19 protein-coding genes and 2 tRNA genes are annotated in these 23,774 nt (G+C 63.0%); 17 read left to right on the top strand and 4 right to left on the bottom strand.

Annotated elements, in window-relative coordinates; translation table 11 throughout:
* The first annotated feature begins 26 nt into the window (after positions 1-26).
* The 9 genes from DBV08_RS07295 to DBV08_RS07255 all read left to right on the top strand — a co-directional run bounded on the left by DBV08_RS07295 (position 27) and on the right by DBV08_RS07255 (position 12,108).
* A complete protein-coding gene (locus DBV08_RS07295) occupies positions 27-950 on the top strand; it encodes an alpha/beta fold hydrolase (protein WP_007729179.1) in 924 nt (307 codons plus the stop codon).
* A gap of 197 nt (positions 951-1,147) precedes the next feature.
* Positions 1,148-3,184: a DNA topoisomerase (ATP-hydrolyzing) subunit B gene (gyrB, locus tag DBV08_RS07290; RefSeq protein WP_003942515.1), complete on the top strand. Its 2,037-nt coding sequence runs from the start codon at positions 1,148-1,150 to the stop codon at positions 3,182-3,184.
* Between the two features lie 87 nt (positions 3,185-3,271).
* A complete protein-coding gene (gene gyrA, locus DBV08_RS07285) occupies positions 3,272-5,803 on the top strand; it encodes a DNA gyrase subunit A (RefSeq protein WP_095969316.1) in 2,532 nt (843 codons plus the stop codon).
* On the top strand, positions 5,803-7,170 hold the full coding sequence (locus DBV08_RS07280; RefSeq protein WP_124566982.1) for a DUF3566 domain-containing protein: 1,368 nt from the start codon (positions 5,803-5,805) through the stop codon (positions 7,168-7,170). Before gyrA ends, DBV08_RS07280 begins: the two co-directional genes overlap by 1 nt.
* 75 nt (positions 7,171-7,245) lie before the next feature.
* A tRNA-Ile gene (locus DBV08_RS07275) sits at positions 7,246-7,319 on the top strand.
* 176 nt (positions 7,320-7,495) lie between these two features.
* Positions 7,496-7,568: transfer RNA gene (locus tag DBV08_RS07270), tRNA-Ala, on the top strand.
* A 298-nt stretch (positions 7,569-7,866) separates the two neighbouring features.
* A complete protein-coding gene (locus tag DBV08_RS07265; protein ID WP_124566981.1) occupies positions 7,867-8,976 on the top strand; it encodes a hypothetical protein in 1,110 nt (369 codons plus the stop codon).
* Positions 8,977-9,038: 62 nt separating this feature from the next.
* Positions 9,039-10,703 (top strand): alpha/beta-hydrolase family protein, encoded by a 1,665-nt coding sequence (locus DBV08_RS07260; protein WP_124566980.1) that lies wholly within the window; start codon positions 9,039-9,041, stop codon positions 10,701-10,703.
* Between the two features lie 127 nt (positions 10,704-10,830).
* On the top strand, positions 10,831-12,108 hold the full coding sequence (locus DBV08_RS07255) for a lipase family protein (protein WP_095969319.1): 1,278 nt from the start codon (positions 10,831-10,833) through the stop codon (positions 12,106-12,108).
* Between the two features lie 57 nt (positions 12,109-12,165).
* Here DBV08_RS07255 and DBV08_RS07250 read toward each other — a convergent pair whose 3' ends face one another.
* Complete coding sequence (locus DBV08_RS07250) at positions 12,166-12,618, bottom strand: hypothetical protein (RefSeq protein WP_206029279.1); 453 nt, start codon at positions 12,616-12,618, stop codon at positions 12,166-12,168.
* A 66-nt stretch (positions 12,619-12,684) separates the two neighbouring features.
* Between DBV08_RS07250 and DBV08_RS07245 the strand changes: the two genes are divergently transcribed.
* The 5 genes from DBV08_RS07245 to DBV08_RS07225 all read left to right on the top strand — a co-directional run bounded on the left by DBV08_RS07245 (position 12,685) and on the right by DBV08_RS07225 (position 16,743).
* A complete protein-coding gene (locus tag DBV08_RS07245; protein WP_124566979.1) occupies positions 12,685-13,326 on the top strand; it encodes a TetR/AcrR family transcriptional regulator in 642 nt (213 codons plus the stop codon).
* 193 nt (positions 13,327-13,519) lie between these two features.
* Positions 13,520-14,359, top strand: a complete 840-nt coding sequence (locus DBV08_RS07240; RefSeq protein ID WP_185564493.1) for an ABC transporter substrate-binding protein — start codon at positions 13,520-13,522, stop codon at positions 14,357-14,359.
* Positions 14,360-14,365: 6 nt separating this feature from the next.
* Positions 14,366-15,184 (top strand): siderophore-interacting protein, encoded by an 819-nt coding sequence (locus DBV08_RS07235; RefSeq protein WP_124566977.1) that lies wholly within the window; start codon positions 14,366-14,368, stop codon positions 15,182-15,184.
* 69 nt (positions 15,185-15,253) lie between these two features.
* The gene (locus DBV08_RS07230) at positions 15,254-15,781 is read left to right on the top strand and encodes a peptidylprolyl isomerase (RefSeq protein ID WP_007729190.1); all 528 of its coding nucleotides are present in this window, start codon (positions 15,254-15,256) and stop codon (positions 15,779-15,781) included.
* A gap of 17 nt (positions 15,782-15,798) precedes the next feature.
* The gene (locus DBV08_RS07225; RefSeq protein WP_124566976.1) at positions 15,799-16,743 is read left to right on the top strand and encodes a rhomboid family intramembrane serine protease; all 945 of its coding nucleotides are present in this window, start codon (positions 15,799-15,801) and stop codon (positions 16,741-16,743) included.
* Between the two features lie 50 nt (positions 16,744-16,793).
* Here the strand turns inward: DBV08_RS07225 and DBV08_RS07220 are convergent, their stop codons facing one another.
* Positions 16,794-17,321 carry a lipoprotein LpqH gene (locus DBV08_RS07220; RefSeq protein WP_124566975.1) on the bottom strand — a complete coding sequence of 176 codons (528 nt, stop codon included), beginning with the start codon at positions 17,319-17,321 and terminating at the stop codon, positions 16,794-16,796.
* 304 nt (positions 17,322-17,625) lie between these two features.
* Here DBV08_RS07220 and DBV08_RS07215 point away from each other — a divergent pair, with 304 nt between their 5' ends.
* Complete coding sequence (locus tag DBV08_RS07215) at positions 17,626-18,969, top strand: MFS transporter (RefSeq protein ID WP_095969324.1); 1,344 nt, start codon at positions 17,626-17,628, stop codon at positions 18,967-18,969.
* Here DBV08_RS07215 and DBV08_RS07210 read toward each other — a convergent pair.
* Positions 18,960-20,825 (bottom strand): GAF domain-containing protein, encoded by a 1,866-nt coding sequence (locus DBV08_RS07210; RefSeq protein WP_124566974.1) that lies wholly within the window; start codon positions 20,823-20,825, stop codon positions 18,960-18,962. The genes DBV08_RS07215 and DBV08_RS07210 overlap by 10 nt on opposite strands.
* 113 nt (positions 20,826-20,938) lie before the next feature.
* Between DBV08_RS07210 and DBV08_RS07205 the strand changes: the two genes are divergently transcribed.
* Both DBV08_RS07205 and DBV08_RS07200 read left to right on the top strand, forming a co-directional pair.
* Positions 20,939-22,306, top strand: coding sequence for an FAD-binding oxidoreductase (locus tag DBV08_RS07205; protein ID WP_024487653.1), 1,368 nt, complete (start codon positions 20,939-20,941; stop codon positions 22,304-22,306).
* 109 nt (positions 22,307-22,415) lie between these two features.
* Positions 22,416-23,264, top strand: coding sequence for a TauD/TfdA family dioxygenase (locus tag DBV08_RS07200; RefSeq protein ID WP_124566973.1), 849 nt, complete (start codon positions 22,416-22,418; stop codon positions 23,262-23,264).
* A 7-nt stretch (positions 23,265-23,271) separates the two neighbouring features.
* Here DBV08_RS07200 and DBV08_RS07195 read toward each other — a convergent pair whose 3' ends face one another.
* Positions 23,272-23,763 carry a PH domain-containing protein gene (locus DBV08_RS07195; RefSeq protein WP_124566972.1) on the bottom strand — a complete coding sequence of 164 codons (492 nt, stop codon included), beginning with the start codon at positions 23,761-23,763 and terminating at the stop codon, positions 23,272-23,274.
* Between the last annotated feature and the right edge of the window lie 11 nt (positions 23,764-23,774).

Raw genomic sequence — 23,774 nt, 5'->3', positions numbered from 1 at the left:
TATTCCCGACTCCGAAGGGTTCGACAATGTCGAAGCACTCTCCTGTCCATGCCGTGACCGCGCGTCGCGTGACCAACGGTTCCGTCAGCCTGGCTGTGTTCGAGCAGGGCAAAGCGGACGGCGAGACCATCGTCCTGGTGCATGGGTGGCCCGACACCCATGAACTGTGGAACCGCATCGTGCCGTTGCTGGCGGACGATTTCCGCGTCGTCAGCTACGACAGCCGCGGGGCCGGTGAGAGCACGATCCCCTCGAGGGTGCAGGACTACCAACTGAGCGCACTGGCCGGCGATCTGTTTGCCGTCATCGACGCGGTCAGCCCCGGCAAGCCGGTGCACGTCCTGGCGCATGACTGGGGGTCCGTCGAAACCTGGGAAGCGGTCTGCGAGCCGGGTGCAGAGGAGAAGATCGCGTCGTTCTCGTCCATCTCGGGCCCGAATCTCGATCATCTCGGCAAGTGGATCCGGGCGAGCGCGTCCAAGCGTCGTTTCCTCGGTCCGGCGGCGCAGGGAATCGCGTCGGCCTACACCGTTCTGTTCCAGATTCCGGGCCTCTGCACCCTTCCGCTGCGTCTGTGGTTCTCCAAGCACTGGCCGGCATTTCTGGGCTTCTTCGACGGTCTGGACCCCCGTGTGGTCAACACCGCGCCCACCATCGCGGACGACATGGTGAACGGACTCAAGCTCTATCGCGCGAATATCCGGCCGTCTCTCGGCAAGCCGCGGGATCGGTACACGGACGTGCCTGTTCAGCTCATTTTGAACAAGTACGACAAAGCCGTTCGTCCGGTGGGATACGAAGACACCGAAAAATGGGTCTCCGACCTGCAGCGACGCGAAATTGCCGCGGGACACTGGTCGCCGTTTTCACATCCGGGCGAAGTTGCCGAACATGCGCGGGCATTTATCGCGAGCCTGAGAGAGCGTCGCTCGGAGAAGCAAAGTTCCTAGCGTTTCACCTTCAGGGGATCGTAAAAATTCGTCTGCGGCGCAGCCAGGGGTGTCATTGGCCGCTTCTAGTCGGTGCTTACCAGTAAGATGGTCAACGGTAACTAGCGGCAACATTCTCGAACCCGCTCCGACGACACCCGCAAGGGCTTGCTGACGGCTGCGCTCGAGTATTGACGGAGAAGGAGAGCTACCCACCCGTGGCTGCCCAGAAGTCAGATACAAGCACTTCCAGCAAGGACTACAACGCGTCGTCCATCACCGTCCTCGAAGGACTCGAGGCGGTACGTAAGCGTCCAGGCATGTACATCGGTTCCACCGGTGAACGCGGCCTGCACCACCTCATTTGGGAGGTCGTCGACAACTCGGTCGACGAGGCGATGGCCGGACACGCCACCAAGGTCGAGGTCACCCTCCTCGAAGACGGCGGAATCCGCGTCATCGACGACGGCCGTGGCATCCCGGTCGGCATGCACGCCTCCGGAGTCCCCACCGTCGAGGTCGTGCTGACCCAGCTGCACGCCGGCGGCAAGTTCGACTCCGACTCCTACGCTGTCTCCGGTGGTCTGCACGGCGTCGGTATCTCGGTGGTCAACGCGCTTTCCACCCGGCTCGACGTCGACATCAAGGTCGACGGCTACCGGTGGCAGCAGACGTACACCGATTCCAAGCCGGGAGAGCTCGTACAGGGCGATCCGACGAAGGAGACCGGCACCACCGTCAGTTTCTGGGCCGATCCCGAGATCTTCGAGACCACCCGCTACAACTTCGAGACCGTTGCGCGTCGTCTGCAGGAAATGGCCTTCCTCAACAAGGGCCTGACCATCACGCTGACCGACGAGCGCGCCGAGGTCATCGACGACGAAGCCGCCGAGGTGGCCGAGGCTCCCAAGTCTGCTGCCGAAGAAGCCGAAGAAGCTGCTCAGGCAGCGCCGCGTAAGTCCAAGACTCGCATCTACCACTACCCCGGTGGACTCGAGGACTACGTCCGGCACATCAACAAGAGCAAGACCCCGATCCACAACTCGGTCGTGGGCTTCACCGCCAAGGGCACCGGCCACGAGCTCGAGGTCGCGATGCAGTGGAACTCCGGCTACTCGGAGTCCGTGCACACCTTCGCCAACACGATCAACACCCACGAGGGTGGCACCCACGAAGAGGGCTTCCGCGCCGCACTGACCGCAACGGTCAACAAGTACGCGCTCGAGAAGAAGCTGCTCAAGGACAAGGATCCCAAGCTCACCGGTGACGACATCCGTGAGGGACTCGCGGCCATCATCTCGGTGAAGGTCGGTGAACCCCAGTTCGAGGGTCAGACCAAGACCAAGCTCGGCAACACCGAGGTCAAGTCCTTCGTGCAGAAAGCGTGCAACGAGCACCTCGCGCACTGGTTCGAGGCGAACCCCGCCGACGCGAAAACCATTGTGAACAAGGCTGTTTCGTCGGCGCAGGCCCGCGTCGCCGCACGTAAGGCGCGTGAGCTGGTCCGTCGTAAGAGCGCGACAGACCTCGGTGGCCTGCCGGGCAAGCTCGCCGATTGCCGCTCCAACGATCCGGAGAAGTCCGAGATCTACATCGTGGAGGGCGACTCCGCAGGCGGCTCGGCCAAGTCCGGCCGAGACTCGATGTACCAGGCGATCCTCCCGCTTCGCGGAAAGATCATCAACGTCGAGAAGGCGCGTATCGATCGCGTCCTCAAGAACACCGAAGTCCAGTCGATCATCACCGCGTTCGGCACGGGCATCCACGACGAGTTCGACATCGCCAAGCTGCGCTATCACAAGATCGTGCTCATGGCCGACGCCGACGTCGACGGTCAGCACATCGCAACGCTGCTGCTCACGCTGCTGTTCCGCTTCATGCGGCCGCTCGTCGAGCACGGCAAGGTCTACCTCGCGCAGCCGCCGCTGTACAAGCTCAAGTGGCAGAAGGGTGCGCAGCCGGAATTCGCGTACTCCGACCGTGAGCGCGACGCGATGGTCAAGGCCGGCCTCGAGTCCGGCAAGAAGATCAACAAGGACGACGGCATCCAGCGCTACAAAGGCCTCGGCGAGATGAACGCCAAGGAGCTGTGGGAAACCACGATGGACCCGACGGTGCGCGTTCTGCGTCTCGTCACGCTCGACGACGCGGCTGCTGCCGACGAGCTGTTCAGCGTGCTGATGGGCGAAGACGTCGAAGCGCGACGCAGCTTCATCACCCGCAATGCCCGGGACGTTCGTTTCCTCGACGTGTAGGGCCTGCAGCCCTGTGCGCGGTTGAGGAGTCCCTGGACTCCCTTTCCGCGCACAGGGGCTTGCCCCCTCTTTTAAGAAAGTGAGCTCATGACCGACACCACGTTGCCACCGGACGGTCCGCAACACGACCGGATCGAACCGGTCGACATCCAGCAGGAAATGCAGAACAGCTACATCGACTACGCCATGAGCGTCATCGTCGGTCGCGCTCTGCCGGATGTCCGCGACGGACTGAAGCCGGTGCACCGCCGCGTGCTCTACGCGATGTACGACAACGGATATCGTCCGGACCGCGGATACGTGAAGTCTGCCCGACCGGTCGCCGAGACCATGGGTAACTACCACCCCCACGGCGACTCCTCGATCTACGACACGTTGGTCCGTATGGCCCAGCCGTGGTCGCTGCGTTACCCGCTCGTCGACGGTCAGGGAAACTTCGGCTCCCGCGGCAACGACGGCGCAGCCGCCATGCGTTACACCGAGTGCAGGCTCACGCCGCTCGCGATGGAAATGCTGCGCGAAATCGACCACGAGACAGTCGATTTCACCCCGAACTACGACGGCAAGACGCAGGAACCGACGGTTCTGCCCAGCCGTATCCCGAACCTTCTGATCAACGGTTCCAACGGCATCGCCGTCGGTATGGCCACCAACATTCCGCCGCACAACCTGCGTGAAGTTGCCGAGGCCATCTACTGGGCGCTCGACAACTTCGAAGCGGACGAGGAAGCCACCCTCGCGGCCGTCATGGAGCGCATCAAGGGACCCGACTTCCCGACGCACGGGCTCATCGTCGGTGGACAGGGCATCCAGGACGCCTACACCACCGGCCGTGGCTCCGTTCGTATGCGCGGCGTCGTCGAGATCGAAGAAGATGCCAAGGGCCGCACCACGATCGTCATCACCGAGCTGCCCTACCAGGTCAACCCGGACAACCTGATCACCTCCATCGCGGAGCAGGTTCGTGACGCCAAGATCGGTGGCATCTCCGACATCCACGACGAGTCCTCGGACCGCGTCGGCATGCGCATCGTCGTCACCGTCAAGCGTGACGCCGTTGCCAAGGTCGTGCTGAACAACCTTTACAAGCACACCCAGCTGCAGACCAGCTTCGGCTGCAACATGCTCTCCATCGTCGACGGAGTGCCGCGCACGCTGCGCCTCGACCAGATGATCCGTCTGTACACGGCGCATCAGCTCGAGGTCATCGTTCGTCGTACCAGGTACCTGCTTCGCAAGGCACAGGAGCGCGCCCACATCCTGCGCGGTCTGGTCAAGGCCCTCGATGCTCTGGACGAGGTCATCGCCTTGATCCGTGCGTCGCAGACCGTCGACATCGCTCGCGCCGGATTGATGGAGCTCCTCGACGTCGACGAGATCCAGGCCGACGCCATCCTCGGAATGCAGTTGCGTCGTCTGGCCGCCCTCGAGCGTCAGAAGATCGTCGACGAGTTGGCCGAGATCGAACTCGAAATCGCGGACCTCGAAGACATTCTGGCTCGCCCGGAGCGTCAGCGCGCGATCGTTCGTGACGAGCTCAAGGAAATCGTCGACAAGTACGGCGACGACCGTCGTACTCGCATCATCGCCGCCGACGGAGACGTCAACGACGAGGATCTGATCGCCCGCGAAGACGTTGTCGTCACGATCACCGAGACCGGCTACGCCAAGCGCACCAAGACCGATCTTTACCGCTCGCAGAAGCGCGGCGGCAAGGGTGTTCAGGGTGCCGGCCTCAAGCAGGACGACATCGTCTCGCACTTCTTCGTCACCTCGACGCACGACTGGCTGCTGTTCTTCACCACGAAGGGCCGCGTCTACCGCGCGAAGGCTTACGAGCTGCCCGAGGCGAGCCGTACCGCTCGCGGCCAGCACGTTGCCAACCTGCTGGCCTTCCAGCCGGACGAGCGCATCCAGTCCGTCATCCAGATCAAGACGTACGAAGACGCGCCATACCTGGTGCTCGCCACACGCAACGGTCTGGTCAAGAAGTCCAAGCTCACCGACTTCGACTCCAACCGCAGCGGTGGCATCGTCGCCATCAACCTGCGTGGTGAGGACGAACTGGTCGGCGCTGTTCTCTGCTCCGCCGACGACGACCTGCTCCTGGTCTCGGCACAGGGCCAGTCGATCCGCTTCTCTGCCACCGACGAGGCACTGCGTCCGATGGGCCGCGCCACTTCCGGTGTCCAGGGCATGCGTTTCAACGGCGACGACGAGCTGCTTTCGCTCAACGTCGTTCGTGAAGGAACATTCCTCCTGGTCGCCACCTCGGGCGGTTACTCCAAGCGAACCGGCATGGAGGATTACCCGGTGCAGGGTCGCGGCGGCAAGGGCGTACTCACGATTCAGTACGACAAGAAACGTGGCACTCTGGTCGGTGCGCTCATTGTCGACGACGACGACGAGCTGTACGCGATCACCTCGGGCGGCGGCGTCATCAGGACGGCTGCCAAGCAGGTTCGTAAGGCGGGACGCCAGACCAAGGGCGTGCGTCTGATGAACCTCGGCGAAGGCGACACACTGCTCGCGATTGCGCGCAACGCCGACGAGCCCGAAGAGCTCGCTGCAGAGACCACCGACAACGCAGACAATGCCGATGGAGCTAAGGAGTCCTAGTGAGCACTCCCAACCAGCCGGGCAGTGACCGGAAGAGCGAAAGCCCTTCAGGTCAGGTGCCACCGAAGCCGGAGCAGGCAACTGCTCCGGCGGGGCCGCAGACCTCGAAACCTGCAGCTCCAGCGGACGGCGGACCCAAAGCTTCCGAGGCAGCTCCGGCGCCCAAGGCACCGGAGCCGCCTCGCGGCCCGTCGGATTCGGCTCAGAAGCCGGCGGCTGCGGCTCCCGAGGCCGCGGGTGCGGGTGCGGCCAAGGGACAGGCTCCTTCTGCTCCTTCTGTGGCTCCGGCTGCGCCGGTAACTCCGGCGAAGGGTGATGGTCAGGCTCCGCCGCAACCGGTTGCCAATCAGGCTCGTGGCAGCCAGGCACCGCCGTGGCAGCGCGGACCCCAGCCGTCAGGCCAGCCCCAGGGTCAGCCGTCTCAGGCGCCGAAGGCTCCTGCTCAGAACCCGAGTGCTCAGAACCCGGCTGTTCAGAACCCAGTCAAGGCTCCGGCACCGCAGAACCAGGTTCCGCAAAGTCAGCCGCAGACCAACATCACGCGCCCTGCCGGCGCTGGTGCCCCTGCGGGTCGACCGGCAGCTCCGGCCGGGGGTAAGCCGCCTACGGGTCCGCAGCGTCCTGCCGCGGCCGGCCCGGCGCAGGGTGGCCCGGCTAAATCTCCCGCACCCAAGGGACAGCCGCAATCGGGCCGACCCACCGGTGCACAGCCGGCACGTCCCGTCGTGACAGGAACGGCAGCGGCTGCAGCTACCGGTGGTATCGCCGGCGCGGCAGCAGCCAAGAGCAACGCACCGACCGTCGCAGCCAAGGCAGTTGCACCCGCGGGCGCAGATCCGAGGGCTGCAAATCCGAAAGCAAAAGCCGCCGCGATCGACGGGCCCACCCGGCACATCGATCGCAAGGATCTGCCGAAGGACATGCCTGACCTCTCCGAGGCCAAGCATCCGTTGCCTGCTGCGGTGAAGGGTGAGAAAACTCACGCCGGACCGGCTTCGGTTGTCGACGGTGCGCCGCTGCGCGCAACGGTCCAGATCCGTCGGATCGACCCGTGGTCCACGCTCAAGATCACCTCCGTGATCTCGGTGTCGCTGTTCTTCGTGTGGATGGTGGCCGTCGGACTGCTCTACGTCGTCCTCGACGGTATGGGCGTCTGGGATCGCCTGAACAACGCGTTCACCGACATCGTTGCCGACGGCGGCTCGGACGGTCTGGTGACGGCCGGCCAGGTGTTCGGCTACGCCGCGCTGATCGGTATCGCGAACATGGTGCTTTTCACGGCGCTCGTCACGATCGGATCGTTCATCTACAACCTCTGCAGCGACCTGGTTGGTGGCGTCGAGGTAACTCTCGCCGACCGCGACTGACCTGCGAAAACATTGCTCCGCCGGGCCCGTTTTGGTGTCAGCGGCCCGGTGGGGTAATCTTTGGAATCGGTTCAGGGGCCTATAGCTCAGGTGGTTAGAGCGCTTTACTGATAATGAAGAGGTCGGAGGTTCAAGTCCTCCTAGGCCCACTCCCATGTGCCGAAGAAGGGTTGCTGGAATGAAGGTTTTCCTGCTTGTCGGGGCCGGAATTCTGGTAGCTCTCGGGGTCACCAAGCTGATCAAAAGTCAGCGCGGGGACAAGGTTTGGCACGATTTGGAAACAGGATAGAACCTAGGTACTCTGACTCCGGTCAGAAAACCGAACGGGGCCTTAGCTCAGTTGGTAGAGCGCTGCCTTTGCAAGGCAGATGTCAGGAGTTCGAATCTCCTAGGCTCCACAGTAAGAAAACACCCTCCCGGGATCCGGGAGGGTGTTTTTGTATCTCCACCCACCGTTTGTCGACCCTCTGTTTGTCGACCCTCTGTTTGTCGACCCACCGACGGTCTCGTGGCCCTCCCCCTTTTGAGCGAACGGCACTTTCGGCGCACTGAAGGCGATGAACATGCCGTTCGCTCGGAGTGGGGTGGCTAGAACCGCGCCCACTATGGACCGTTCGTCCCGAATTCTCCGGAAAGTCTAGTGGTCATAACCAGCCGGGCGTAGCGTGAGGAGAACCCAATTTCAGGAGGTTCGTAGTGCTTCACAACGACATTCCCAGCCACGGTGAAATTGCCGCACTCGCGGAGGTGGAAGGGCCCACCTGCATCACCATCGTGACTCCGACTGAAGATGCGCCGCAGGATCATGACAAAGCGCGCATCGCCTTCAAGGACCAGGTCCGCTCGGCACTCGCATCGGTGGAGGATCCGGCCGAGCGCAAACTGTTCGAGGCCGAATACGCAGAGCTCGACGACGACGACGATTTCTGGCGCTTCCAGTCGCGCTCATTGGTCACGTACGCGACGCCGGAGCGTCTGGTGACCTTCCGCCTCCCCAACCGTCTGCAAGCGCTCGAAACGGTCAGCGATCGGTTCCATCTCAAGCCGCTGCTTCGTTCTGTGACCTTCCCCCAGACGGCGTTCGTTCTCGCTCTGGCAGAGGGGTCGGTGCGACTGATCGAGATTGCCGCCGATCAGCCCGCCGACGAGGTTCGTGTCCAGGGAATGCCGAAGAACGCTGCGGATCACGCGGGCAAGTCCTCGATCAACAGTCGCACCGAAGCGGGTCGACTGTCGGGGTCGGACAGCCGAAAGTTGCGCGTCAATCAGTACGCCCGCGCAGTCGATCACGAGGTTCGCGGTGTGCTCGCCGGCCGTGACGTCCCCTTGATTCTGGCCGCTGCGGAACCCATCGCGTCGGTGTACCGCTCCGTGAACTCGTACCGCCACCTGGTCGACAAAACCGTCGAGGGAAACCCGGAAGCCTTGTCGACGCAGGAAGTGGCGGACGGTTCGCGTCCTGCGCTCGACGATTTCCACGCCGAGCAGCTCGCGGCGGTGCGTGACACCTTCAACGTGCGCACCGAACAGGGACGCACTCAAACCGACGTAGCCGACGTGGCCACCGCCGCGACCTACGGCCAGGTCGACACCGTCTTCATCGACATCGATTCCGTCGTACCCGGAAGTCTCGATCCCCAGACGGGCGCTCTCACGACCGGCGCGTCGACCAACGGAAGCACCTACGGGGTCGTCGACGAGATCGCTCGTCGTGCGCTCCTGACGGGTGCTCGGGTACTCGCTGTACGCGCAGAGGACATTCCGGGCGGCGGCGCAGTTGCCGCGATTTTGCGCTTCGCCCCGTAAACAGACTGGACGCGTGTGCGCCTCGTGACCTTATTCGGGCACGGGGCGCATACGATTCCGGCATGAAACGTGTGTGGGAACGGCTGCGCCTCTATTGCAAGACGCTGCATCCGGTCGGGCTTGCCTTTGCTCTGGTCTTCTTCACCTGGTCGATGAGTCCCTCCCTGTTGCCGCGCGCGTGGTACCTGCAGGGCGTTGCGACAGGCATCTCGCTCGCGATGGGGTACGGCGTCGGCGTGACGGTTGCCTGGATGATCCGCAAGTGCGGCGTCGAACCGCAGTGGTCGGATCGCACCAAGAAGACCGGCTGGCGAGTCCTGTTGGTCGCGGCCGTCATTCTTGTTCCGACGTTCTTGGTCCTCGGTTCGTGGTGGCAGCAGATCGTCCGGGATCTTGTCGAAGCTCCCCGCACCAATCAGGCGAATTACCTTCTGGTGCTGATGATTTCGCTCGGCATCTGGTTCATCCTGCTCGAGGCCGGTCGCGGTCTTCGTTTCACCACCAACAAGCTCACCGCAGTCGCACTTCGGTTCGTTCCCCTCGAGGCGGCGAAGGTCGGCAGCTTGATCGTCATCTTCGCGCTCGGCATCTTCATCGTGAACGGTGCGCTGTACAACGGGCTGATCGCGTTCGCGAACTGGAGTTTCTCCGGTGCCGATCACGAAACACCGGACGGCATCGAGCAACCCATGATCGCCGAGCGCAGTGGTTCGCCGATGTCGGCGGAAGCCTGGGATTCCCTGGGCCAGGAGGGGCGCACCTTCATGGGCAGCGGTCCCACCGCAGCCGAGATCTCTGCGCTGACCGGACGTGAAGCGAAACAACCCATCCGCGTGTACGCCGGACGTGAATCCTCGGACTCGATCAACGGTGTTGCAGAGCGCGTCGTCGACGAGTTGGAGCGCACAGGCGGCTTCGACCGCGGAACTCTCGCAGTCGTGACGACCACCGGTCGTGGTTGGGTGAACGAGGACGTCGCGTCGGCATTCGAGTACGTCGAGGGCGGCGACACGGCGATCGCGTCGATGCAGTACTCGTTCCTTCCGAGTCCGTTGGCCTTCATCGCAGACCGCGAGACGCCGATGATCGCCGGGCGGGCACTCTTCAACGCGGTCTACGCCAAGTGGATCGACCTGCCCGTGGAGACGCGGCCGGAGCTGGTTGTCTTCGGTGAGAGCCTCGGCTCCTACGGTGGCCAGGCCGCATTTGCCGGCGCCCAGGACATGATGACGCGCGTCGACGGCGCACTGTGGGTCGGAACCCCCAACTTCACTGCCCAATGGCAGGAAATCACGGACAGTCGCGACTCGGGGTCGAAGGAAATTCTGCCGGTGATCGACGGTGGACGCGCCATTCGGTTTGCCGGTGATCCGGAGGATCTGGAGCTGAAGTCGGATTGGGACGACGATCGCATCGTGTACTGGCAGCACGCCAGCGACCCGATCACGTGGTGGTCCTTCGACCTGCTGCTCAACAAGCCGGATTGGCTCAAGGAACCGCTGGGCCGCGACGTGGATCCGGGAATGACGTGGGTGCCTCTCGTGACCTTCTGGCAGGTCACCCTCGACATGGTCTTCTCGGCGGACGTCCCGTCCGGGCATGGTCACAATTACGGCGAGGATGCAGCGGACATGTGGGCCAAGATCCTGCATCCCGAGGCCTGGACCTCGACCGATACCGACAAGCTTCGTGCGCTGCTGACCACTAATCTGGAGCCCACGAAGTAGTCGTAAACGGTTGTAATACAGCCTGTTAAGGCGAAAACCTCACGAAAAAGTGTTACGTGAGGTATGTGTTACTCTGCGTTCGCTGTGTGCCAAGCCACAGCGCAGGCGAACGTGGGGAGATCGAAACGTGAAGAGCAGAGCATGGTGGGCGGCCGGGGTCTCCGTCGCAGCACTGGTCATGGGTGCTGTGACGGCCCCCGCCGCAATGGCTGAACCGGCGGATTTCTACACGCCGCCGTCCGAGCTCCCGGACGGTGCCAACGGAGATCTCATCAAGAGTGAGCCGTCACCACTGCTGCTGAGCGTGCCCGGATCGAATGGTGCATGGCCGGCAACCGCCACCAAGATCATGTACCGAAGCGAGGACGCCAAGGGTGCCCCCGTTGCCGTGACGGGCACCTATCTCGAACCGTCGAATCCGTGGACCGGGCAGGGGGCGCGTCCACTGGTTGCCGCGGCGGTGGGAACGCACGGACAGGGCGATCAGTGCGCACCGTCCAAGCTGTTCAACACCGGCATCGAGTACCAGTTCCCGACGGACGTCATGGTCGGCTACGAGTCCATCTGGGTGAACACGTTGCTGCTCAACGGCATTGCCGTCGTAGTCACCGATTACGAGGGCCTCGGGACTCCGGGCGATCACACCTACGTCAACCGTGAAGCCGAAGCACATGCGGTTCTGGACTCGGTGCGCGCCGCTCAGCAGCTCCCGAACACGAGCATTCCCGCCGACGGCCCCGTCGGACTGTGGGGCTACTCGCAAGGTGGTGGAGCTGCCGCTGCCGCAACGGAATTGAAGCCGTCGTACGCTCCCGAGCTTGATCTCAAGGGCACCTACGCAGGTGCACCGCCCGCCGATCTGGCGGCGACGCTGCAGCAGGTCGACGGCACGTTCCTCACCGGAGTGATCGGCTACGCGCTCAACGGGATCCTTGCGCAGTACCCCGAGGTTCAGCCGCTGCTCGACGCCGAGATCAACGATCGTGGCCGACAGATGTTGGCCGCCACCAAGAACCAGTGCGTCGCCGAAAGTGGATTGCAGTTCGGCTTCCAGCAGTCGTCGAGCTTCACCAATTCCGGTGAATCACTGTCCGCGGTTCTGGCCCGTCTGCCCATGGCGCAGGCGATCCTCGACGAGCAGAAGATCGGCAAGCTGACGCCGGAGTCGCCCGTGCTCATTCAGCATGGCCGCTCCGATGACATCGTTCCGTTCGGCCAGGGACAGCAACTGGCGCGAGACTGGTGCGGTAAGGGCGCAACGGTGCAGTTCTCCGTCAACGAACTGCCCCCGATCATTCCGGGCTTGGCAATCAATCACGCGACGCCGTACCTGGTGGGCACCCCCGAATCCGTCGGATACATGATCGATCGCTTCAACAACGTCCCGGCACCGTCCAACTGCTGAACGTGAACATCGAAAAGCCCCGGAACGCAATATGTTCCGGGGCTTTTCTCATGTCGACTAAGCGGTCTTTTCGGCCGAGTTCTCCTCGAGGCGAGGGGGTGCGGAAGCGACCGGCGGATGTTCGCGTCGGCGGCTCTTGAAGAACACCGCGCCGCCGATCACCGCGACGCCGGCGATGACGAACACGGTGACGCGCTTGCGGCCGCGAGGCTTCTCGGTGCGTTCCGCGGACTTGGCGGGGATGGCCTTGGCGCGCTCGACGCCCTTCTTGGCGAGGACTTTGCCCTGGCGACCCAGGAACAACCCGACCTGCCCGGCGCCGCGAGCAACCGAAGTGGCGACCACCGCAGCGATGCGGCGAGCGTTGTCGGCTGCCTCGGACTCTTTGATACGAGCCGCTGTCTCTTCGAGGTAGGCGGCAGTCTCGTCGAAGGTGTCTTCGACGCGGGCGCGCGCGTGATCGAAGGTGTCGGGCAACTGCGTGCTGAGGGACTCGGTCACTCGTGTCATGACTTCACTTTGCCACAACGGCTGTACCGGGGTCGGTCGGTCGCAGATCGGACCTACGATGGGTGAATGTCGACCTCCCCTGCACGGTCCCGTCGAAGCCCAGGCCGACCTGCGATTACGTCGACTGACGAGATTCTCGATGCAGCGGAGCGGGTGGGTTTGGACCGCTTGACGAGGGCGGAGGTCGCACAGGTCCTGGGCGTTTCTGCCGCGACGATTCGCCATCACGTCGACTCGACCGATCGTCTGTACTCGTTGGCATGCGCGAGAGCTTTCGGACGTCTGCAGTTGGATTCGGATTCGAAGTCCTGGCAGGACTACCTTCGGACGCTAGGTCAGCGGTTCGCTGAACTCGTGACTGCTACGCCTGGGCTCGAGGACTATGTGCTTCGAGGGCCTTACGAAGAGGGCACTCTGGAGCAGTTCGAGCGAATCATGAATGAGGTACTTCTACGGAATCCCGAATTCGACCGTGCAACAGCACATTTACTCGGTTCTCGGACATTGATCATTTCGGCGGCACTGCATACACCGGCGCGCAATCGTTACCCGGATTCGCGGTATCCGAAGCCTGACACCCTCTCGGCTGTTGTTTCCTGGACGCTCGACGCCTTCCTGGTCGGTGCCGAGAAGATGATCGACTCCGGTCTCATACCCACGGTCGTTCCAACTCCTGACGCTTCGTGGACTCACATTTCAGATCACTAGATGCCATGCCCTCGATAGGAAGGTAAGGCAACCCACATTAATTATTGCTACTGTGGCAATTATGAATAGACACAGGTGGAGGCCAAGATTCCTGGTTGCAGCCGGGGCTGCGTTAGTGCTCGCGCTCGCTGGATGTTCATCGAACACGGACGTGGACGACGATGGAAGTCCGGCAGCGAGTGGAAGTTATCCGGTGACCATCAGTACGGAATCCGGAGACGTGATCATCGAGTCGGCACCTGAACGGATCGTGACTCTGGGAAACCCGGCGTTCGAGAACGTCGTGGCGCTGGGATCGCACCCCGTGGCCGCGAGCGTGACCAACATCGACAAGCTTCCCTATCTGGCGGACTACGTGGGAAACGAGGCGCTCGACGAGTCCTTGGCTGACATCTATGCAGGGCAAGTGAATTTCGAGCGGATGCTTGCGGTCGAACCGGATCTCATCATCGCGCCTGCTTGGCCGGTTTTCACCGAGCCCGCTACGTTGGAGCGGCTCCGAACAATCGCTCCCACTTTGATATTCGACATGCAGGACGCAGACAACGATTGGAGAGTCGGCGTTCAGCAGGTCGCGGATGCGTTGGGCAAATCCGAGCAAGGCCAGGCGCTGATCTCCGCGGCAGTCGACGAGTTCACCGGTGTGGCAGCGGCGAACCCGGGACTTGCGAAGCGGCCGTACTCATTCGGGCTCTACTACAAGGAGCAGATTTCGCTGGGTTCAGGGGGAAACATTCTGCGCCTCTTCGGAATGAGACCGGCTGAGGACCAGGCGACGGTGGAATCGACGGGAACTCCGGTGACGTATTCGGGTGAGACCGCCGGCGACGTCGACGGCGAAGCCGTACTTCTGATGCCGTCACCCCGGGATTCCATCGCGAGCCTCGAACAATCGCCCTTCTGGGAGTCGAATCTCAAACCCCGCGTCGTATGGCTCAGTGATGCACAAGGAGAGGCGATCAACAATGCCGGTGTACTCGGAAAGACGTGGCTGCCGGGAAATCTGGGCACCGCGTTGAGCGGACTGGGTTAGCCGAGCATGGACAGTGCAAGAGAATCTCGGCTACCTGAGGGCATGGTCATGACCGTTGCCTCGATTGCCGAGGTGGAACAGCGCGCGGACGACACCGCTCGAGTTGTGTTGCAGTCGAGTGAGTTCGGGAACCTGATCGTTCGCGGGGCAGCGCCGGTGTTCAAGTTGTTCGTGCCTCGGGATCCGGCGGACGAGATGATGCTCCCCACGTTGGGGTCGGACAAACTCGCGGTTCCCAGCTGGGAGGCCGATTCCCGGCGTCCGATCGGACGTTCGTACACGGCAATCGATTTCAATCCGGGCGATCATCAGATCACATTCGATGTCATAGATCTCGGGAAGCCGGATTGGTGGCTCAACCGTACGGGCGTAGGAAGTCGCGTTGGGGTGATCGGGTTCAAACACGAACTCGTGCTTGTTCCGGGCGTCACTGACGTCGTTGCAGTGGGCGACAGATCTGCGCGCCCGGCTGTCGGATCCCTGACGAATTTCGCCGAACAAGTTCGAATACACAGCTTCACGGGTCCGTCAGGCGAGCACGGATTCCCTGATATCGAATGGGTGGACATACTGGATCGGACCAAGGTGCGGACGGAATCGACGATGTTGTGGATCGGCGGCGAGAAAAGTCGTGTCGCCCGCTTGCGCAACCAAGCGATCGAAAACGGCCTACCGCCGTCCCGGATGATCGCATTGCCGTACTGGTCGGCGGGGCGAACGCGCGACGAGTTCGATCATGCTCTGTACCGGCTGTACCAACGCGCCGCTGCGGACGGAATCGACATTTCCGATCCGGTCGTCGCCGCCGACATCGAATTGCAGTGACGCGTGCTCCGTCGAGCGGAATTGGCGGGCTCACATCCGCGAGAACGTCGGCAATGGCACGATGGTGGTGTGACTTCAACTCATCAGACCGCAACCGCAACGCTGCACACGAACCGCGGCGACATCAAGATCGCTCTGTTCGGCAACCATGCGCCGAAGACCGTCGAGAACTTCGTCGGCCTCGCCGACGGCTCGAAGGAGTACACCACCGCAAACGCCGCCGGCACCAAGACCGGCCCGTTCTACGACGGTGCCATCTTCCACCGCGTCATCGACGGCTTCATGATCCAGGGTGGCGACCCCACCGGCACCGGCACCGGCGGCCCGGGCTACAAGTTCGGTGACGAGTTCCACCCGGAACTGCAGTTCGACCGCTCCTACCTGCTGGCCATGGCCAACGCAGGCCCGGGAACCAACGGCTCGCAGTTCTTCATCACTACCGGCCCGACGCCGCACCTGAACCGTCGCCACACCATCTTCGGTGAGGTTCTCGACGACGATTCCAAGAAGGTTGTCGACGCTATCTCCTCGACCGCCGTCGATCGTGGCGATCGTCCGGTCGAGCCCGTCGTGATCAACAGCATCACCATCTCCTGAACAGGTAAAACAAGCAGATGACGAACCCCGGTTGGGGCGGCGGTGCGAGTGAGGGCATCCCGCCCCAACCGCGGTGCGTCCGCCATCCAGATCGACCTACCGCACTTTCCTGCAATCGTTGTGGACGCCCGGCGTGCCCGGACTGCCTTCGCGAGGCGGCGGTGGGATACCAATGTGTCGACTGTGTAGCTGCCGGTCAACGCGATGTCCGTCCCGTTCGGGGCGTCGCCGGAAACACCGTGAGCCCCACCCGAGCGGTCCCGGTCGTGACGTACACCTTGATGGGGCTCAACGTCCTGGCGTTCCTCGCGACCTTCGCGCAGTCGCGAAGCATCATGAACAATCAGGTCGGCTCGTCGATCTTCGCGAACTGGGCACTCAATCCGGGTCTGGTCGCCAGCGGCGACTGGTTCCGGCTCATCGGCTCCGGGTTCCTGCACTTCGGCATCTTGCATCTCGCGGTCAACATGTACGCGCTCTACATCCTAGGGCGCGACACCGAAATAGTGATGGGCCGCTCCCGGTACATCGGCATCTACCTGGTTTCGCTCCTCGGCGGTTCCGCCTCGGTGATGGCGTTCCAGCCGGTGTTCTCCTCGCTCACGGCCCTGTCCTGGACTGCTGGGGCGTCGGGTGCGATCTTCGGCATCATGGGTGCACAGGCAGTTCTTCTCCTGCGTTTGCGTCGAAGCCCGGTCCCGATCATCTCGGTGATCGCGATCAACGTGATCATCAGCATCTCGCTGCCCGGGATCTCGTTCTGGGGTCACGCGGGAGGCCTGGTGGCCGGTGCCGCAACGGCAGCTGCCTTCCTGTACGTCCCGCAGTGGTTGGGCGCCGGCGAGAACCGAGTGAAAGCAGTGCGGATCGGCTGGATCGCTTTTGGTGCCGTCACCGTGGTGACAATCGGAGTCATCGTGCTCCGCGTCGTCCAACTGCGCGAACAGTTGGGGATCAGCTAGCAAGAATCGTGCACCTGAGCACAGGTGCACGATTCTCCTGCTTCTATCGTTCAGCCGCCGATGACGGACTCGCAGGCGAACGTGATCTCGAAGCTCGACGTCTCCGTCGGGTTGCTCCCGTCCCGGGCGCCGATTCCCTCGCCCGTCACCACGAAGGTATTGCCGTCCTGCTTGGCACTGGCAGACCCGCCGGGCAGACCCGGTGCGAATCCGGCGGTGTACGGCAAACCGTTCGATCCACCCTCGCTTCCGGCGATTCCAGCAGTCTGAACCGTGCCGGATTCATCGATGATGGCCGAGGCGGTCAATACGCCGTAGGTCGCATTTTCCGCGTCGAGCAGTGTCATCACTGTCGTGCCGCCGTCCTTTGCGCACTTCGTCTCGAATTTGGCGTCAAGTGCCTTCCCACCGACGCTGACCGAGGACGTAGCGGACGAAGCGCCGGTAGCGGTCTTTTCCGAGTCAGTCTTGTCGGAGTCGCTGCCGCAGGCGGCGGTGAAAAAAGCGACCGCCGCGATGGTGGCAGCGGCTGCGGTGGAGGACCGGCGGGTCATCGTGGTCCGAACCAACTTCGTCATGTTCTGTCCTTCAAGTCATGCGGTGCGTGCGCACTTGCTCCGGCTATTTCGCCGACAACACTAGCCACTGACTCGATGCCAGTAGCTCTAAACCCGCAGCTCAGACGGTTTTGTCGCGTTCGACTGTTCAAGGACGTTCGTCAAGCTGCCCGGAATCATTTGCCGGATCGTCGGGAGTAATCGCACATGCGGGGACGGCTTCTGTAGAGATTGTCCACATAGGTTGAGCTCGGTGGTGCTTCTACTGTGGCTTGAGTCACTTCGTCGATAGCACCGCTGACCTTTTCCGAGGAGTACCCCTGCCATGACCTCCACCGATAGCACCACCACTGACGGTGGGGTTGCACCGAGCGAGATCGAATCTCGCGTGGTGAAGAAGGTAGCGCGACGGCTGATCCCCTTTCTGATCCTGCTCTATTTCGTGAACTATCTGGATCGTACGAACATCGCCTTCGCGAAGCTCACCATGAGCGCCGACCTCGGGATGACCGAGACTATGTTCGGCCTCGCCTCCGGGCTCTTCTTCGTCGGCTATCTACTGTTCGAGGTGCCGAGCAACCTGGCCCTGCACCGCTTCGGCGCCCGGCTGTGGATCGCGCGCATCATGCTCACCTGGGGCATCCTCGCCGCCGCGTTGGCATTCGTGCCGAATGTCGGCAGCCTCTACTTCCTGCGCATCCTGCTGGGTATCGCCGAGGCCGGCTTCTTCCCCGGAGTCCTTCTCTACCTGACCTTCTGGTTCCCGAAGAAGTACCGCGTACGCCTGATGGGCTTGTTCCTGCTGACGCTTCCGCTCTCGTCGGCGCTCGGCGCCCCGCTCTCGGCCGCCATCATCCAGTACGGCGACGGTCTGTTCGGCCTGGCTGGATGGCGCGTGATGTACCTGATCGAGGGTCTGCCCGCCGTGATCTTGGCGTTTGTCGTCTGGTTCTACCTCACCGATCGTCCCGCCGACGCCAAGTGGTTGACCCTCGAGGAGCGCACGTGGTTGATGAAGTCCATGGCGGATGAGGAAAAGGAACTCGGCGACGCCGGTCACCAGTCTGCCGGCAAGACCCTGCGTGATCCCCGCGTCATCGGGTTCGGTCTGGTCTACTTCGGAATCACCTACGGCCTCTACGCTTTGAGCTTCTTCCTGCCGAGCATCGTCGCGGGATTCAAGCAGACGTTCAATACTGATTTCTCGCTCGTCGAGACGGGTCTGATCGTGGCCGTCCCCTACGCGATCGGCGCTGTCGCGATGGTGCTGTGGAGCCGCCATTCCGACAAGACGGGTGAACGGATGTGGCACGTTGCAGCTCCGACGCTCCTGGGCGCGGTATCCATTCCGATTGCGCTGTATCTGGATTCACCGTTCACCGTCATGATTGCGGTCTCGCTCACGGCCGTCGGCGTCCTGTGCGCGCTCCCCGTCTTCTGGTACCTGCCCACCACGTTCCTGACGGGCGCCAGCGCGGCTGCGGGTATCGCGATGATCAACTCGATCGGCAATGCGTCGGGCTTCGGCGCTCCGTACATCACCGGCTGGCTCACCGATGTGACCGGAAATGCCAAGGCAGGTTTGTGGGTGGTGGGCGCCGTGATGCTCTGCGCCGCAATCCTTGTAGTGGTTCTGGCCAAGCGATCGAGCAAGCCCGCTCAGATCTGACCGAGTTTCCCCGCACTGGCACGCAGCCGGATCAGGAGCGCAAGATCGAGCGCCTGGTCCGGCTGACGCCACTGTGTGCCGATCAACCGGTCGATCGATTCGAGGCGTTGGTACAGGGTGTTGGCGTGAATCGCGAGCGCTGCGGCGGTCGCGGAGTGCTTGCAATTGTGCGACAGGTACGACGCGAGGGTGTCCAATAGCGGAACGCCGCGTCGCTGCTCCTCCTCGAGGAGTGGGCCGAGGGACCGCTGCGTCAGTGCTTCCAGTTCTTCGCGGCCGGTGCGGCTGAGCAGAATTCGGTAGATGCCGAGTGAACTTGCCGGTTCCACGTGTGAGGCCCGCCCGAGCGTCTCGAGGACGTCGACAGTGTGCTGCGCCTCGACATAGGCTCGCGCCAGACCTTCCGCTCCCACTGCGGGATCGGCGATTCCGACGGTCGGGTTCTCCGCCGGCTGCACCCACACCGCCGCGACCTCTGCCGGTGACATTCCGGGAATCAATGCGATGACCCGTGAACCATGCTCGGCAACAACAGTTCCCGAGGGAAATGCAATTTCCTCGATACTGCGACGAGTACGGTCGACGGCGTCTGCCGGGCGGGCCACCACGACGGTGTACGAGCGGTCGGGGTTGAGCCCGGCCAGACGGAACTGGCCGGTGACTTCGGCCGGCGTCGGCGCGGGCCTGGTGATCAGATCGACCAGAAATGCGTCGCGTGCTCGACGGGTGGCTTCCCGGGCCGCCCGTTCGCCCACCAGCGCAAGCGCAATGGCCGGGGCTGACCTTTCGAGTGCCAATCTCATGGCGGCGGTGGGTTCTCGGCGCGAGAGCAGGAACAGAACCCCGAGTTGGTCACCGGCGCTGCGCACTTCGGTGGCGAAGAGGAACTGCTCACCGACGATGAGCGTCACTTCCTGCTCGCGTCGGTCTGCGGCGAAGATGTCGAAAACTCGACGAACACTCTCGCTCACCCGTTGCAATCCCGGTGGAATCTCGGATGTTCCGGTCACGAAGAACACCGGCGAACCCGTCGACGCCGAGGTTTCTTCCACGAGTTCACGGACTCCACCGCCGCGCAGGACAACTTGTGTGAGCGAGCGGTCCCAGGTCAGTGTCTGTTCGAGAAGTGCTGTGCGCTCGGCAAGTTCGGTGTTCGCTGCATTCACTTCTGCAACCGTCGCGCGATAGCGTTCGAGAGAACGGGCATTCTCGATCGCCACCGAGGCATGAGCTGCGAGGGCGGACAGCAACGCAACTTCCTCGTTGCCGAATCGGCGCTCCTGACGTTTGCACGCGCACAGAGCACCCAGAATCTTGCCGTTCAACGTCAGTGGCACGGCCAGCAGGCCGCGCATGTTCTCGGCCCGTGCTGCGTCGTCGGCCGGCCCGATGTGTGCAAACGATGGATCGTTGCGATAGTCCGAAGACCAAGCAGGAGAGGAGTTCTCGACCACACGACCGATCAGACCTTCGCGGAACGGAACCGTGAGGCCGAGCAGCTGCGACGTATACGCCCCGCTCGTGACTTCGATGATCAAGATGTCGTCATGAATGAGAGCAAGGTACGAAAGGTCGACGCCGAGTAGTCGTTTGGCCTGATCCACGATCTCCTGCAGGAGGGCGTGGTGATCGTGCATCGTGGTGAGCAGCGACGCGATGTCGTTGAGCGCCCCCAGTTCGGTGGCGCGCTGTCGGCGCTGAGCCAGGAGACTTCGTAGTTGAAGCGCCGATCGGGCTTCTCGCTCGATCTCGGCAGCGGCCTCCGGGGCTGACCCGGCGGCCAACTGATCGCGATGCTCGATCAGTTCCTCGGTGGATGCCTCGGCCAGGAGAAGCTGCAGCCAGTTCTCGTGCATCGGCACTCCCTTGTCAGACGAACGGCGAGTATGGAGAGAATGCCCATACGGTTTCCGGTTTCTCGGAGTAAATCTACATGGGGTGGTGTAGCCGCCGTCACTATCGTGGAGGCATGACACTCCTCGAGGCGCTCGGCTCGCAGATCGATGCGGATCGACTGATCACCGACCCCGACATCATGGCGAGCTACATCCACGACGACGCCGAGTGGGCTCCGTACGAGATGCCCGTAGCGGTGGTCCGTCCGCGCACAGCCGAGCAGGTACAGACAGTTGTGCAGGCGTGCATCGCCCACGGTGCGCCCGTCGTCACGCGCGGCGCCGGCACCGGTCTGTCGGGTGGAGCCAACGCAGTTGCCGGTGGCGTCGTGATCGCCTTCGACGCGATGAACGCCATCAAGGAGATCAACACCCTCGAGCGTTTGGCCGTGGTTGAACCCGGAGTGGTCAATGATCACCTCCGCGACGCCTGCGCCGAGCACGGCCTCTGGTATCCGCCCGATCCAGCCAGCGCGCCCTGGTCGACGATCGGAGGCAACGTCGCGACCAATGCCGGTGGCCTGTGCTGCGTCAAGTACGGCGTCACCAAGGATTACGTGCTGGGCATGCAGGTGGTCACCGGAACCGGTGAGCTGGTTCGGCTCGGGCGTCGAACTGCCAAGGGAGTGGCAGGATTTGATCTCTCGGCGCTCATGGTCGGCTCCGAAGGCACTCTCGGCGTGATCACCGAGGTGACCGTCAAGCTTCGTCCTCAGCGCGATCCCGAACGCACCATCGTCGGATACTTCGACTCCATCGTCGCTGCGGGCAAGGCCGTCGAAGCCGTAGCTGCCGACGGTCTCACGCCGTCTGCCCTCGAGTTGATCGATCGACAGTGCCTGCTTGCCGTCGACGCCTGGAAGAACATGGGCCTCTCGGCCGACGCCGAGGTTGTCCTGCTCGGCCGCATCGACACACCGGGCGAGATCGGTGACGCCGAAGCCGAGCGAATGTTGGCCTGCTTCAACCGTTCCGGGGCAACCTGGAGCGCCAGATCCACCGATCAGGAGGAAGCCGACGCTTTGTTCTCTGCCCGGCGTCTGGCTTACCCCGCCCTCGAGCGGCTCGGCCCGGTGCTCACCGAGGACATCTGTGTTCCCAAGGCGGCGGTTCCGGAGATGTTGGCGCGCATCGAGGCCATCTCGGCCAGGCACGACACGCACATCGCGAACATCGCGCATGCGGGTGACGGCAACCTGCATCCGCTGCTGATCACGCCACACGACGACGAAGCGGCGCGGAGGCGTGCTCAGGCGGCTTTTGCCGAGATCATCGACAACGCCCTCGAGTTGGGCGGAACCGTCACCGGTGAACACGGCGTCGGCCTGCTGAAGATGGGCGGCCTCGCGCAAGAACTGTCGCCGGCCGTCGTCGCGATGCATCATGCAATCAAGGGCGCACTCGACCCGCACGGAATCATGAACCCCGGCAAGGTGATCTGAAGGAAGGCTAGCTCCGTAACCGAATCGGTTTCCGGGGTTACGCCGTCGAAATGACGAGTTCCTACGCTCGAGTTGAACCGTTTGGCCAACTCGACGTATGGAGTCATGAATGTTCTCTTCCGAATTGACGCTGGCAAGTGTTGTTCCGCGGCGCGTGGACACGGTCGAGGCCGTCCGGGCGGCAATCGCTCTCGACGGCGCCGCGGTCTTCGGTGGGCTGCACACCGAGGAAGATGCCATTGCATTCGCGTCGAAGTTGCTCGGTGAGAAGTGCATTCGCGTCGGCCGACAGTTCGAGGCGAGCGCCAGAAGCCAGGATGCCGAAGCCGCTGTCGTCGACACGCAACCGGTGGACGAACGCGGCCGTAAGCGCTCGTTCGGGATCTCCGGCGAGCGGATGACCGCCCACAACGACGGGTTTGCTTTCGGTGATTACGCGCCCGACTATCTATTTCTGTGGTGCAAGCGTCCGGCGTACCCGAGTGGCGGCGACTCGTTTCTCATCGACGCGGTCAAACTGACGCGATTGCTCGCCTTCGATCCCGCAACAGCGGAGCTGGCCGAATTCTGTTGGAGCACAGACATCGACCATTCGGAACCGAACTTCCCGCAGAACACATTTGCGCCGATCGCCCGGACGGTGCCGAGTGGACGCAACCAGGTTCGCTATCACCCGTACCTCGCGCCGATCGCCGGTGAATCGGAGGAAGCGCAGTGGCCGCTGGTGAAGCAGTGGAGTGAGGCCGTGATTCACGTGCGAGACAGCGGGCCGATGTTCCGTGCCGAAGCCGGCGAGATGATCTGCATCGACAATTACCGGGTGCTGCACGGCCGCGATGGGTATACCGACCCCGGCCGCGAGCTGTACTCGATCTGGGGATGGTCGAGCGACGCCGTCGCGGTGCCGCAGCAAGCGCTCGACATCGTGCAGCCGGACCTCGCGGCACTGGCCATGTAACCCGCGCTTACTTCTCCGGCGGCACCAAACCGTGGACGGTAAGCACGTCCAGGACATCGTCCGGCGACGTGCCGAGATCCCAGCGTCCGAAGATCAACAGCTTCTCCGTGTCGGTGGGCCGGTCGACGATGTCGATCTCGAGCATCGGGACGCGTCGACCTAGACGCGGGTAGCGGACTAGCCGCACGCGGTCGATCTGTTCGCGGGTGAACTCGTGGCGGGCGCGCAATCGCTGCACCGCGATCGACTTGGTTCCCGCGTCTTCGATCACCGCCAGGCGGGGACGCTGACGCAGGGCGAGTCCGCCCATCACGAACAGCCCGATCACCGCGAGGGCGAGCAGGAAGCGTCCGGCAGGCTCGGTGGGCGCGATTATCGAGGCGATCGCGAGGGCAATTCCGCCGCCGAACATCGCGTAGACAACACCCATCGGTGTGGCCCACGAGACGACCTCCGTGGCGTTGTCACGAGGCTGTGGATGAAATTCATCCTCGAGCATGTGGATAACTT

Source organism: Rhodococcus sp. KBW08 (genome assembly GCF_003852455.1).
Classification (GTDB): domain Bacteria; phylum Actinomycetota; class Actinomycetes; order Mycobacteriales; family Mycobacteriaceae; genus Rhodococcus_F; species Rhodococcus_F baikonurensis.
The sequence above is the reverse complement of the archived record's forward strand: the minus strand, read 5'-3'. Positions and strand labels throughout refer to the sequence as shown.

Coding starts and splice junctions, on each gene's coding strand:
- gyrA (WP_095969316.1), top strand. CDS start 3,272: ATGACCGACACCACGTTGCCACCGGACGGTCCGCAACACGACCGGATC.
- DBV08_RS07245 (WP_124566979.1), top strand. CDS start 12,685: ATGTCGACCTCCCCTGCACGGTCCCGTCGAAGCCCAGGCCGACCTGCG.
- DBV08_RS07295 (WP_007729179.1), top strand. CDS start 27: ATGTCGAAGCACTCTCCTGTCCATGCCGTGACCGCGCGTCGCGTGACC.
- DBV08_RS07225 (WP_124566976.1), top strand. CDS start 15,799: ATGACGAACCCCGGTTGGGGCGGCGGTGCGAGTGAGGGCATCCCGCCC.
- DBV08_RS07210 (WP_124566974.1), bottom strand. CDS start 20,825: ATGCACGAGAACTGGCTGCAGCTTCTCCTGGCCGAGGCATCCACCGAG.
- DBV08_RS07260 (WP_124566980.1), top strand. CDS start 9,039: ATGAAACGTGTGTGGGAACGGCTGCGCCTCTATTGCAAGACGCTGCAT.
- DBV08_RS07195 (WP_124566972.1), bottom strand. CDS start 23,763: ATGCTCGAGGATGAATTTCATCCACAGCCTCGTGACAACGCCACGGAG.
- DBV08_RS07220 (WP_124566975.1), bottom strand. CDS start 17,321: ATGACGAAGTTGGTTCGGACCACGATGACCCGCCGGTCCTCCACCGCA.
- DBV08_RS07200 (WP_124566973.1), top strand. CDS start 22,416: ATGTTCTCTTCCGAATTGACGCTGGCAAGTGTTGTTCCGCGGCGCGTG.
- DBV08_RS07205 (WP_024487653.1), top strand. CDS start 20,939: ATGACACTCCTCGAGGCGCTCGGCTCGCAGATCGATGCGGATCGACTG.
- DBV08_RS07215 (WP_095969324.1), top strand. CDS start 17,626: ATGACCTCCACCGATAGCACCACCACTGACGGTGGGGTTGCACCGAGC.
- DBV08_RS07250 (WP_206029279.1), bottom strand. CDS start 12,618: ATGACACGAGTGACCGAGTCCCTCAGCACGCAGTTGCCCGACACCTTC.
- DBV08_RS07235 (WP_124566977.1), top strand. CDS start 14,366: ATGGACAGTGCAAGAGAATCTCGGCTACCTGAGGGCATGGTCATGACC.